At 66.8% G+C, this 12,069-nt stretch carries 10 protein-coding genes; 4 read left to right on the top strand and 6 right to left on the bottom strand.

Translation table 11 applies throughout. The features are described 5' to 3' along the window. Positions 1–49: 49 nt before the first annotated feature. The gene (locus tag E3O57_RS08125) at positions 50–2,128 is read right to left on the bottom strand and encodes a type IIA DNA topoisomerase subunit B (protein WP_174776326.1); all 2,079 of its coding nucleotides are present in this window, start codon (positions 2,126–2,128) and stop codon (positions 50–52) included. A 201-nt stretch (positions 2,129–2,329) separates the two neighbouring features. On the opposite strand from E3O57_RS08125, the gene E3O57_RS08120 reads away from it, so the two are divergent. Then, positions 2,330–2,566 carry a hypothetical protein gene (locus E3O57_RS08120; protein WP_066595309.1) on the top strand — a complete coding sequence of 79 codons (237 nt, stop codon included), beginning with the start codon at positions 2,330–2,332 and terminating at the stop codon, positions 2,564–2,566. A 51-nt stretch (positions 2,567–2,617) separates the two neighbouring features. On the opposite strand, the gene E3O57_RS08115 is transcribed toward E3O57_RS08120, so the two are convergent. The 5 genes from E3O57_RS08115 to E3O57_RS08095 form a co-directional block, all read right to left on the bottom strand. Then, a complete protein-coding gene (locus E3O57_RS08115) occupies positions 2,618–3,355 on the bottom strand; it encodes a type 1 glutamine amidotransferase (protein WP_103459775.1) in 738 nt (245 codons plus the stop codon). Then, the gene (locus tag E3O57_RS08110; RefSeq protein ID WP_103459774.1) at positions 3,352–4,626 is read right to left on the bottom strand and encodes a MurT ligase domain-containing protein; all 1,275 of its coding nucleotides are present in this window, start codon (positions 4,624–4,626) and stop codon (positions 3,352–3,354) included. The genes E3O57_RS08115 and E3O57_RS08110 overlap by 4 nt, the downstream gene beginning before the upstream one ends. Before the next feature lie 4 nt (positions 4,627–4,630). Continuing rightward, on the bottom strand, positions 4,631–5,971 hold the full coding sequence (locus E3O57_RS08105; RefSeq protein WP_103459773.1) for an RNA polymerase sigma factor: 1,341 nt from the start codon (positions 5,969–5,971) through the stop codon (positions 4,631–4,633). 253 nt (positions 5,972–6,224) lie between these two features. After that, entirely contained in the window at positions 6,225–7,559 is a 1,335-nt protein-coding gene (locus tag E3O57_RS08100) for a nitrate/nitrite transporter (protein ID WP_103479467.1), read from the bottom strand. A gap of 65 nt (positions 7,560–7,624) precedes the next feature. Beyond that, a complete protein-coding gene (locus E3O57_RS08095; RefSeq protein WP_103431800.1) occupies positions 7,625–8,548 on the bottom strand; it encodes a proteasome assembly chaperone family protein in 924 nt (307 codons plus the stop codon). A 95-nt stretch (positions 8,549–8,643) separates the two neighbouring features. Between E3O57_RS08095 and E3O57_RS08090 the strand changes: the two genes are divergently transcribed. The 3 genes from E3O57_RS08090 to E3O57_RS08080 all read left to right on the top strand — a co-directional run. Further along, positions 8,644–10,131 (top strand): leucyl aminopeptidase, encoded by a 1,488-nt coding sequence (locus E3O57_RS08090; RefSeq protein ID WP_103479466.1) that lies wholly within the window; start codon positions 8,644–8,646, stop codon positions 10,129–10,131. 107 nt (positions 10,132–10,238) lie between these two features. After that, positions 10,239–11,612: a dihydrolipoyl dehydrogenase gene (lpdA, locus tag E3O57_RS08085; RefSeq protein ID WP_103459770.1), complete on the top strand. Its 1,374-nt coding sequence runs from the start codon at positions 10,239–10,241 to the stop codon at positions 11,610–11,612. A 67-nt stretch (positions 11,613–11,679) separates the two neighbouring features. Beyond that, positions 11,680–12,069: biotin/lipoyl-containing protein (locus E3O57_RS08080; protein ID WP_304991711.1), on the top strand; the 390-nt coding region annotated here is incomplete at its 3' end.

Genomic DNA, 12,069 nt, shown 5'->3' with positions numbered 1-12,069 from the left:
CACGCCCGCAACTGTTGCCCATTCGGACTTCGGGAACAGTCGGGCCCGGTCAGACGTCGATGCGGTCGCGGCTGAGCTTGTCGGAGCTTTCGATGATGAACTCCTTGCGCGGGGCGACGTCGTTGCCCATCAGCAGTTCGAACACCTTTCCGGCCATTTCGGCGTCGGCGACCCTGACCCGTCGCAGAGTGCGGTGGGCCCGTTCCATCGTGGTGGTGGCCAACTGGTCGGCATCCATTTCGCCCAGTCCCTTGTACCGCTGGATGGGGTCCTGAAAGCGTTTGCCGCTCTTCTTGAGCGCGGCGAGGACACCCTGCAGCTCTGCTTCGGAATAGGTGTAGATGGTCTCGTTGGGTTTGCTGCCCGGGTTCATCACGACGACCCTGTGCAACGGGGGCACCGCCGCGAAGATCCGGCCGGCTTCGATCATCGGGCGCATGTACCTGAAGAACAGGGTGAGCAGCAGCGTGCGGATATGCGCACCGTCGACGTCGGCATCCGCCATGATGATGACCTTGCCGTAGCGGGCGGCGGACAGGTCGAAGCTGCGGCCGGACCCGGCGCCGATGACCTGGATGATCGAGGCGCACTCCAGGTTGGAGAGCATGTCGGAGACCGACGCCTTCTGCACATTGAGGATCTTGCCCCTGATAGGCAGCAGCGCCTGATGTTCGCTGTCTCTGGCCAACTTCGCGGTGCCGAGCGCCGAGTCACCCTCGACGATGAACAGCTCACTCAGGGCCACATCGTTACTGCGGCAGTCCACCAGCTTCGCCGGCAACGACGAGCTTTCCAGGGCGTTCTTGCGCCGCTGGGTCTCCTTGTGGGCGCGGGCGGAGATGCGGGATTTCATCTCGGCCACGATCTTGTCGAGCACCACTGCCGATTGGGTCTTGTCGTCGCGCTTGGTCGAGGTGAACCGTTCGGTCATGGTCTTGTTGATCACCGCGGCCACGATGGCGCGCACCGCGGGGGTGCCGAGCACCTCCTTGGTCTGGCCCTCGAACTGCGGCTCGGGCAGCCGTACGGTGAGCACCGCGGTGAGCCCGGCGAGGATGTCGTCCTTCTCGAGCTTGTCGGAGCCGACCTTGAGCCGCCGGGCGTTCTGCTCGACCTGCGCCCGCAGGAATTTGAGCATGCCCGCGTCGAAACCCGCCTGGTGGGTGCCGCCCTTGGGCGTGGCGATGATGTTGACGAAGCTCTTGATGACGGTGTCGTAACCCGTGCCCCAACGCAGGGCAATGTCGACCTGGCACTCCCGGACGAGCTCAGTGGGGATCATCGCGCCCGTGTCGGTGAGGACCGGCACGGTTTCGGTGAAGCTCCCGGCGCCGGTCAGCCGCCAGGTGTCGGTGATCGGCGTGTCGACGGCGAGGTGGTCCACGAACTCGGAGATGCCGCCGGCGAAGGTGAAGGACTCCGCGATGGGCACGGCGCTCCGCCGGTCGTCGATGTTGATGGTCAGGCCCGGGATCAGGAACGCCGTCTGGCGGGCCCGGCCCATCAGGTCCTCGGTCTGGAAGGTGGCGCCCTTGGTGAAGATCTGCCGGTCGGCCCAGTAGCGGATGCGGGTGCCGGTGACACCCTTGCGAACCTTGCCGACGACGCGCAGTTCGCTCTTGTTCTCGAACGGCGTGAACGGCGCATCCGGGCTCTTCTCACCGGTGTCGGCGAAGACACCGGGCTCGCCGCGGTGAAAGGACATCGCCCAGGTCTTGCCGTCGCGGTCAACCTCGACGTCGAGGCGCTCGGACAGGGCGTTCACGACCGATGCGCCGACACCGTGCAGGCCGCCGGACGCCGCGTAGGAGCCGCTGCCGAACTTGCCGCCGGCGTGCAGCTTGGTGAAGACGACCTCAACCCCGGAGAGTCCGGTCTTCGGTTCGATGTCGACCGGGATTCCGCGCGCCGTGTCGCTGACCTCGACGCTTTCATCGGGATGCAGCACGATGCCGATCGATGACCCGTGCCCGCTGAGCGCCTCGTCGACCGAGTTGTCGATGATTTCCCAGAGGCAGTGCATGAGACCACGGGAGTCGGTCGATCCGATGTACATGCCGGGGCGTTTGCGCACCGCGTCCAGGCCTTCGAGGACCGAGAGGTGGCGGGCGGAATAGTCAGAACTCACAACTGTTAAGAATAGCGACCCGGATGCGTGCAGCCTCGTTCGACACTCGAGCGGGGCTCCCCCGAGCCGGGTCCACCGCGCGGAAGGCTACGCGGTGAGCGAAATGTCACCCAACTGTGGCCCAATCCACGCCCGGCCGTGTTTACATGGTGAGTAAGGATTCAATTGGTATCACCTGGTATCAGTCTGGAGGAGGAGAATATGTCCCAGATCGCCACCGAAAATGGTGCCGTCGACCAACAGGGCGCCCCCCACCAGCTCACCGCGGCCGACCGCTGCGACGCTTGTGGCGCTCAGGCCTACATCCGTGTAGTCGTGAATAACAGCGAGTTGCTCTTCTGCGCCCACCACGGACGCAAGCACCAGGAGAAGCTCGCCGCAATCGCCGAAAGCTGGCACGACGAGTCGAGCCGACTCTTCGAGGACCAGAAGTCCTAATCACCGGTCGGCGCCGCAGGCAACTGCGGCGCCGATGGCGCTTGACCGGAGTTACTCCGAGGTGAGGCTAAGCCGCACTGCAACCTGGTTGCGTGCGGCTTTTGCTATGCCGTCGACCGATTCGGTCTGAGCGGTCGGGGTCAGGGTGAGGCCTCTGGCAGCGGCGGCAGTTCCGAGCATCCGGTCGGCGAGCTGCGGATTGCGGGCCAGGACCGGGCCGTGCAGGTGAGTGCCGATGAAGCTGCCGTCGACGGCGCCCTCCGTGCCGTCGCCGTTGCCGGTGCCGTAGTCCACCGTGCCCAGCGGGGCCGCGGCTCCGGCGTACCCGCGCAGATGGTTTTCGAAGCCGAGCAGGCGCAGACCGTCGGCGTCGACGACGAGGTCGTCCGTGACGCGGGCCGGCAGGGCGCCCGCGCGCCCCGGCACCAGGCCGAGACCGTCGACCGACGAGCCGTCCGCCAGGTTGAGTCCGGCGCTGAGCAGCTCCCAGCCGGTACCGACGGCCAGCACGGGCACTCCCCCGGTCAGCCAGGCACGCAGTGGCTCTGCCAGGGTACTGAGGGCGTCGCGAGCGGCGACGAGGTCGGTGTCGGTTCCCGATCCGATGACGACGAGGTCGACGGTCGCGGGAAGGTCGGCGACGGCGTGCACGGGCACTATCCGGGCCGACAGTCCGGCCCAGCGGGCGCGCTGCGCGAGAACCCGCGCGTTCGCGGCGTCGCCGTTGGTGTCCAGAAGCCGCGGGAGCAGGCTCACGATGGTGAGATCGGCCGGGTGGTCAACTGTCATGACGGGTCCGCTTCGTTGGTTTCCAGGCCGAGGTGCGCCCGGGTGCGCCGCATCGAATCGGCCGAGAAGATGATCGTCTTGACACCGTGGGCGGGTTCCGGTGACGCCAGGAAGTCGTCGAGGGCCCGGCCGAGGTCGGGTTCGATGCGGTCGACGAGCACGCCGTCATAGGCCAATTGCAGGCCGATGTCGTAGGCCTTCGACCCCGAGGCGATAAGAACGTGGCCGAGGGCGGAGGTGTCGGCCGGCCAGAGGTAGGACGGGTCGCGCACGTCGGAGCCGACGGCGACGAGGATCTGTTCGGTGTCGGGGTCCAGGCTGTCCACGTTGAGCTGCAGGCTGGCGGGGTTCTGCACCAGCACGAATTCCACAGTGGTGCCGCGCACCGATACGATCTCGCCGCGGCCGAACACCGGGGGGATGCTGGAAATCGCGGCGACCGCAACAGCGGCATCGAACCTGTCGAGCAGGGCCGACCGGGCGGCGGCAAGGGCCGTGAGCGCGTCCACCGCGTAGTGGGTGCCTCTGGCCGGCAACCGCAGCGTGTGCACCCGTCCGTCGACCAGCACCGTCGCGTCGAGTCCGGAGACCGCGGTCAGAACCATGCCGTCGGCGGCGTCAAGCCGGGTCGGTGAGGTGAGGGTATAGCCCAAACCCCGCGGGTTCGCCGCAAGCACCTCGTCAGCCACGCCGTAGCGGGCCACGGCGACGCCGGGGGCAATACCATCGCCCAACCGGGACAGGTGGAGGTCGTCGGCGTTCAGCACCACGGAACCGGTGGCCCGTGCGGCGATCTTGGCCAGCATCGCGGCGACCATGTCGGAGTCGTGGAAACGGTCGATCTGATCGACCATCACGTTGGTCAGCACGACGACGCGGGGGTTCAGGGAGCCCGATATCAGGGCGCCGTGGCCCTCGTCCATTTCGAGGACCGCGATGTCGCCCTCAATGCGGCCGGTCAGGCTGACCCGTTCCAACAGTGCCGAGGTGAGACCCTGGCTGATGTTCGCCGTCGACTGGTTGGTGAAGACAGAGAGGCCGTGGGCGCGCAGCGCCGCAACAAGCATCTTGGTGGTCGTGGACTTGCCGGCCGAGCCCGTCACGATGACGAGCCCGCCCGGAAAACCGTTCAGGGTGCGCGGGAGGAACCCGGGCGCGATGGTGTTGACGACCAGGCCGGGGACGGCAGAGCCGCCACCGGGCTTGCGCCAGCGCGCGAGGGTGCGCGCGACTCTGCCGAGCAGGATCGCCGGCGCGTACCGTACAGCCAACTCTTTACTCGAGGTAGTCGCGCAGCGACTGCGACCGGGACGGGTGGCGCAGCTTGGCCATGGTCTTGGACTCGATCTGACGAATCCGCTCACGCGTGACGCCGAAGGTGTCGCCGATCTGGTCGAGGGTCTTCGGCATGCCGTCGCCCAAGCCGAAGCGCATCCGGATGACGCCGGCTTCGCGTTCGGAGAGGGAGTCGAGCAGGCTTTCCAGCTGCTTCTGCAGCATCGTGAAGCCCACGGCATCGGCGGGAACCACCGCTTCGGTGTCCTCGATCAGGTCGCCGAATTCGCTGTCGCCGTCCTCGCCGAGCGGGGTGTGCAGGGAGATCGGCTCGCGGCCGTACTTCTGCACCTCGACGACCTTTTCCGGGGTCATGTCGAGCTCGCGGCTCAGTTCCTCCGGCGTGGGTTCGCGACCGAGGTCCTGCAGCATCTGGCGCTGCACACGGGCGAGCTTGTTGATGACCTCGACCATGTGCACCGGGATACGGATGGTGCGGGCCTGGTCGGCCATGGCGCGCGTGATGGCCTGGCGGATCCACCAGGTCGCATAGGTGGAGAACTTGAAGCCCTTGGTGTAGTCGAACTTCTCGACCGCACGGATGAGGCCCAGGTTACCCTCCTGGATCAGGTCCAGGAACTGCATTCCACGACCGGTGTACCGCTTGGCCAGGGAGACGACCAGACGCAGGTTGGCGCCGAGCAGGTGGCTCTTCGCGCGGGCGCCGTCCTTGGCGACCCACTGCAATTCGCGTCCGAGCGCGCTCTTCTTCTCGGCGTCGGTCATCTGGGAGAGCTTGTCTTCGGCGAACAGGCCCGCCTCGATGCGCATGGCCAGTTCGACTTCTTCGGCGGCGTTGAGCAGCGCGACCTTGCCGATCTGCTTCAGGTAGTCCTTGACGGGGTCCGCCGTCGCGCCGGTGATGGCGCTCGAGTAGACCGGTACCTCATCCTCATCGTCGACGAGGGACAGCACGAGCGCACCGCTGGGCAGCGGCTCGGCAGGGGCGACGCGCTTGGCGGCGCCGTCGGTGGTGTCGTCATCATCGGTGTCGTGCTCGTCACCGGGAGCGACGGCCTCGTCGTCGCCGGCTTCGGCATCGCCGGCCTTCTTCTTCCCCGCTGGCGCCTTGGTCTTCGTGCTCGCGGCGCGCTTGCGTGGTGCGGCCTTCTCCGGGGCGTCGGCACCGGCCGCGGCGGCGGCGGCCTTGGCGGCGGCCGTGGCTGCGCGCGTCGCAGCGGCCTTCTGTGCGGGCGTCTTGGCCGCGGTGACGGTTGCGTCGTCGGCCGGCTGGGTCTCGGTGGTCTTCAATTCGGGCTCTGTCTTCGTTGGGGTTGCCATTCGAACACCTCTCATGCCGTGATTCGTGCGCGTGCGGCGCGACCTCGCTCGTTGCGGTACTCGGCGCGGGCCGGGTTCATCTGAGAGCGGGGTTATGGGCAGTACGTTTGTGGGCCGTACGTTTTTGGGCAGTACTAGGACCCATGTCAAGTCCCCGGGATTGCAGCCGACAACTGATCGGCGCGTCCAGGAACCAGAACGGGTCCTATTGACAATTATTGCACGGATTGTGTATAAACCGAGCCACGCGCTCTCACTCTCCGCGCCCGCGGCGTCTCATCCTTCTAGAGAGTTCAACCCAGAGCGGCGCCACTTCTATTCCCTCATCGCGGGACAGCAGTCGCCTGGTGCGTTTCCGGGTCCTCACGAGCATGACCACACCGATGCCGACGATCAGGAACTGCACGGTGAACGCGAAACGGAACGAGTCCAGCGAGTAGAGATCGCTGACGCCACCCTGGGCCTGACGCCACCCGTCCTGCAGGTCCAATAGCACCCCGATCAGGAACATCATCACGAAACTGGCCAGGAACCCGCCGACGTTGACGACGCCGTTGGCGGAGCCGAGGCTGCGTTGCGGATTGAACGTGCGTGCGAAGTCGAAGCCGATCAGCGAGCCGGGGCCGCCGCCGCCCAGCACGATCAACAGGAGGATGATGAGCCAGAACGGCGGCGCTACCGGCCACAGCAGGACGACCGCCCAGGTCGCTGCCATGACGGTCACGATGCCCAGCACTATATTGCTGCGACGCAGCGGATGCCGGGCCGTCAGCACGCCGAGAATTGGTCCGCAGATCATCCCGGCGGCGACCGGGATGGTGAGCATCGCGGCGGCCATGCTCGACTCGTAGCCGAGACCGTAGACCATGAACGGGAAGCCCCACAGGAGGGTGAAGACCGTCCCGGAGGACTGGGTGACGAAATGGGACCAGAAGCCGAGTTGGGTTCCCGGTCGGCCGAGACTGTGCCGCAATTGGGTCAGGGCGCTCCCCCAGCTCTGCGGTCGCGGTTGGTCCGGCGACCCGGCCGGCCGGTCGCGGACGCCCACGACGACGACCACAAAGGCAACGAACGCGACCAGGGTGGCGCCCAGGAACGCCGGCGTCCAACCGAACTCGTGCAGGACCCAGGCCAGCGGCACTGCGGAGAGCACCTGGCCGAGCTGGCCGATGTTGCCGAACCATTGCGACAGTTGGGGCACGATACGCCCGGAGAACCAGGAGGTGATCAGCCTGATCACCGAGATGAAGATTGCGGCGTCGCCGGCCCCCACCAGCATCCGCCCCGCCACCGCGAGAGTGATCGACGGGGCGAAAGCAAGCGTCAGCTGCCCCGCCACCATCAGGACGGTACCGGCGAGCATGAGGACGCGGGGGCCGAACCTGTCGATCAGCACGCCGACCGGGATCTGCGCGGCGGCGTAGACGATCAGCTGCACCACGGCCAGGCTGGACAGGACGGCGGCCGAGCCGCCGAATCGTTCGGTTGCCGACACTCCCGCGATGCCGAGCGAGGTGCGCTGCATGACGGCGGACAGGTAGACGAACGATCCGAAGGAAAAGATCAACCAGGATCGACGAGAGTTCACTCGCCTCAATCTAGCCGGGCGAGCCGGTCCTCCCGACCATCGCCGCCCGCCGGGTGGGCATCGGGTCAGGGCTGCTGGCCGTCGTCCCGCCCACGCCGGGTCGCGAGGAATTTCTCCAGCTCCGCCGCGATTTCATCCGCGGACGGCAGCGCGCCGTCCTCGTCCGTCAACGGCGACCGCAGAGTGTTGCCCTCCATGTAGGCGTCGTAGCGCTCTTCGAGGGTGCCGACGAGCTTGGCGAGTTCGGGGTTCTCCCCCACCTGCTCGTCGATCCGGCCAATGAACTCGCGGTTCTTTTCCCGCAGCCGATCGGTGGGGAAGATCAGCCCGGTGGACGCGCTCGTGCTCTCCAGGGCAGAGAGGGCGGCGGACGGGTATTCGGTGTCGGCAAGGTAGTGCGGGATCAGCAGGACGTATCCGATGGTCCAGGCACCGATTTCCTGCAACCTGAATTCCACCAGGTGCAGCGCGTTGGCCGGCACCTGGGTGTGCGGACGCCACACCGACATGCTCTCGATCAGGTCGGTGCGATTGCCGCTGACCGTCACACCGATGGGTCGAGTGTGCGGGACCGGCATCGGGATGGCGTGCACCCACGTGGTGGAGGACACCGTGAAGCGGCTCACGAGATCGAGCACCGCGGCCGTGAACTGCTCCCACCGAAAGTCAGGTTCGAAGCCGGCCAGGAGCAGGAACGGCTGGCCGATCTCATCCCGGGCCAGGTAGAGCCGGAGCCGGGGTGGCTGGTAGTCGGTCAGGTGATCCTGATCGAAGTAGATGATCGGTCGCCGCGCCCGGTAGTCGAGCAGCAGGTCCGCGTCGAACTCGGCGATGACCTCGTGCTCGAGGGTCGCGAGCAGGTATTCGGTGAATTGGGAGACCGCGCCGCCGGCGTCCGCGAATCCGGTCAGGCCCGCGACGAGATGCAACCCTTCTGGAACGCCTGCGGCGTCCGAAGTGAGCGTATAGATTTCATCAGGATCGCGCATCCATTAACTCTAAGCGGACGATTCGCCCGCTGTCGGAGAATCGCTCCTCACACCGTGGTGCCCAGAGCGAACACTCCGCCCCGTAGCATCGAGGCATGACCGTTTCCCGCGTTTCCGTGTCCGCACAGCCCTCCATCGAATCCACAGCCGACGTCATCGTCATCGGTGCCGTGCAGGGAAAGGACGGGCCTACCCTGTTCGCCGACCCGGGCTTCGAGGAGATCGCCGCGCAATTCGCCGCCGTCGCCGTGTCCGGAACGAAGGACCAGTTGATTCGTCTCGCGCCAGTCGTCGGGGCCGCGAAGACCATCGCCGTGATCGGGCTCGGCTCCGTTGTCACACCGGAGTCGCTGCGTTACGCGGCCGGCTCAGCGGTGCGCCAGCTCACCGGCGCCGCCACGGTGGCGTTCGCCCTCCCGCTGGCCGACGCTGACCAGGCCGCAGCTGTTCTGGAGGGTGCAGCGCTCGGCGGGTACTCCTTCACGACCTATCGCAAGGCGTCTTTGGCCGCCACCAAGCTTCCGGCCGCCGACATAACCGTGCACACGGATCAGGCCGATGAGGACGCATCCGACCGTGCCGGGATCGTGGCCGATGCCGTGAGCCTGGTGAAGGACCTCGTCAACATGCCGCCGCTCGACCTCTATCCCGAATCGCTCGCAAACCTCGCCGCTGCGGCCGCTGAGGGCCTCCCCGTGACGTTGACGGTGTGGGACGAAGACCAGCTCGTCGCCGACGGCTTCGGCGGTATCGCCGGAGTGGGCCAGGGGTCGACCCGGCCTCCGCGACTGGTCAAGGTCAGTTACGACCCGATCGAGGCGACCCAGCACCTCGCGCTGGTGGGTAAGGGGATCACCTTCGACACCGGCGGACTGTCCTTGAAGCCGCCGGCATCCATGGTGGGCATGAAGTACGACATGACCGGCGCCGCCACCGTGCTGGCCGTGACGCTGGCCGCGGCCCGCCTGCGCCTGCCCGTGCGGCTCACGGCGTGGCTGTGTATCGCCGAGAACATGCCGTCCGGGTCCGCGATCCGCCCCAACGACGTGCTGACCATGCGCGGCGGCCGCACCGTCGAAGTGCTCAACACCGACGCTGAAGGCCGGCTGGTCCTCGCGGACGGACTCGTCGCCGCGGGTGAAGAGAGCCCCGACGCGATCATCGACGTCGCAACCCTGACCGGCGCCGCCATCGTGGCCCTCGGCACCCGCTACTCCGCGGTGCTGGGCAACGACGACCTCGTGGCCCAGGTTCTCGCCGCGAGCAAGGCCGAGGGTGAACTCGCCTGGCCGATGCCGATGCCCGAAGAACTGCGCGCCCTGCTCAACTCCGACGTCGCAGACATCGCGAACGCCAAGATCGGCAACACCGGCGGCGGGATGCTCCTGGCCGCGGTCTTCCTGAACGAGTTCATCGGCAGCACAGGCGAGGGCGCCGAGACCACCACCATTCCGTGGGCGCACCTGGACATCGCCGGCAGCGCCCAGCTTGTCGGCGGCGGGCTCGGCTTCACAGCCCCCGGTCCGACCGGTGTGACGGTGCGGACCCTGTTGCGACTGGCCGAGGAGTTTTCGCGCAAGTAGTAAGGTCTTATAGGCAGGAAAATCCTTGCCGTTCAACGCCTACCCACGCGCAATACGTGCGTCGGGCGGGCCGTGAAAGTGTATGTGATGCACGAGGGAGTATCTGGGTGTCTGAACAGAATTTTGACCTTGTAGTTCTCGGTGGCGGCAGCGGCGGCTACGCGGCCGCCTTGCGTGCCGTTCAGCTGGGCCTGACCGTCGGCCTGATTGAGAAGGACAAGCTCGGTGGCACCTGCCTGCACGTCGGTTGTATCCCGACCAAGGCACTGCTGCACTCGGCCGAGGTTGCCGACGTGAGCCGCGAGTCGGCCAAGTACGGGGTGAACACCTCCTTCGAGGGCATCGACATCGACGCCGTGACCAAGTTCCGCGAGGGCATCGTCGCCAGCAAGTTCCGTGGCCTGCAGGGACTGATCAAGGCCCGCGGCATCACCGTCATCGCCGGCGAGGGCAAGCTCATCTCCCCCACGACCGTTCAGGTCGGCGAGGACACCATCGTCGGCAAGAACGTTGTGCTGGCCACCGGCTCGTACTCCCGGTCGCTGCCCGGCCTGGCCATCGAAGGTCGCGTCATCACCAGCGAGCAGGCCCTCGAGCTCAACTACGTTCCCAAGAAGGTCGCCGTGCTCGGCGGCGGCGTGATCGGCGTCGAGTTCGCCAGCGTCTGGAAGTCCTTCGGCGCCGACGTCACGATCATCGAGGCCCTTCCGCACCTCGCTCCCAACGAAGAGGAGTCGGTGTCGAAGCAGCTCGAGCGGGCGTTCCGCAAGCGCGGCATCGAATTCTCCCTCGGCGTGCGTTTCCAGTCGGTCACGCAGGATGACTCCGGCGTCGTCGTCACGCTGGAGAACGGCACCACGATCGAGGCCGAGCTGCTGCTCGTCGCCGTCGGTCGCGGCCCGTCCACCGCTGGTCTCGGCTTCGAAGAGGCCGGCATCACCATGGACCGCGGCTTCGTCATCACCGACGAACGCCTGGCCACCAACATCCCCGGCGTCTACGCGGTCGGCGACATCGTCCCCGGCCTGCAGCTCGCGCACCGCGGTTTCCAGCAGGGCATCTTCGTCGCCGAAGAGATCGCGGGCCTGTCCCCGATCGTCGTCGACGACCTGAACATCCCCAAGGTCACCTACTGCGACCCCGAGATCGCATCGGTCGGTTACACCGAGGCCAAGGCCGTCGCCAAGTTCGGCGCCGACAAGGTCACCAGCTACGAGTACAGCCTCGGCGGCAACGGCAAGAGCTCGATCCTGGGCACCACCGGGTCGATCAAGGTCGTCCGTGAGGCTGATGGCCCCATCATCGGCATCCACATGATCGGCGCCCGCGTGGGCGAGCTGATCGGCGAAGGTCAGCTCATCGTCAACTGGGAGGCCTACCCTGAGGACCTCGCGCCGCTGCTGCACGCGCACCCCACCCAGAACGAAGCACTCGGCGAGGCCTTCCTGGCCCTGGCCGGCAAGCCTTTGCACGCGATGTAGCCCGTTTCGGCACACAGATTCTCACTAACATTGGTCAGACATTAATGGTTTCAAAGGAGACAAACGCATGAGCGAATCCGTCAACCTCCCGGCACTCGGTGAGAGTGTCACAGAGGGTACGGTCACCCGCTGGCTCAAGAACGTGGGAGACCGCGTCGAAGTCGACGAACCGCTGCTCGAAGTATCGACCGACAAGGTCGACACGGAGATCCCATCCCCCGTTGCCGGCATCATCGAAGCCATCCTTGTCCAGGAGGACGAGACCGTCGAGGTCGGCACCCCGCTGGTGACCATCGGCGACGGCTCTGCGGCGGCCGAAGCTCCGGTCGCTGAGACGCCCGCCGCTGAGGCGCCCGTCGCCGAGGTTCCCTCGACCGAGGCACCGGCGCCCGCCGAGGCGCCTGCCGCCGTTGCACCGCCGGCCCCGGCCGCCGTGGAGCCGCCGCCCGCCGCACCC

This window comes from Cryobacterium sp. TMN-39-2, from assembly GCF_004402745.1.
Lineage (GTDB): Bacteria > Actinomycetota > Actinomycetes > Actinomycetales > Microbacteriaceae > Cryobacterium > Cryobacterium zongtaii.
Note: the sequence above shows the minus strand (reverse complement) of the source record. Positions and strands in the feature narration are given on the sequence as shown.

What these genes read in the sequence shown, in the direction of transcription:
- E3O57_RS08090 (WP_103479466.1), top strand. Translation starts at nt 8,644, where the DNA reads ATGACCGTTTCCCGCGTTTCCGTGTCCGCACAGCCCTCCATCGAATCC.
- E3O57_RS08120 (WP_066595309.1), top strand. Translation starts at nt 2,330, where the DNA reads ATGTCCCAGATCGCCACCGAAAATGGTGCCGTCGACCAACAGGGCGCC.
- E3O57_RS08105 (WP_103459773.1), bottom strand. Translation starts at nt 5,971, where the DNA reads ATGGCAACCCCAACGAAGACAGAGCCCGAATTGAAGACCACCGAGACC.
- E3O57_RS08115 (WP_103459775.1), bottom strand. Translation starts at nt 3,355, where the DNA reads ATGACAGTTGACCACCCGGCCGATCTCACCATCGTGAGCCTGCTCCCG.
- E3O57_RS08095 (WP_103431800.1), bottom strand. Translation starts at nt 8,548, where the DNA reads ATGCGCGATCCTGATGAAATCTATACGCTCACTTCGGACGCCGCAGGC.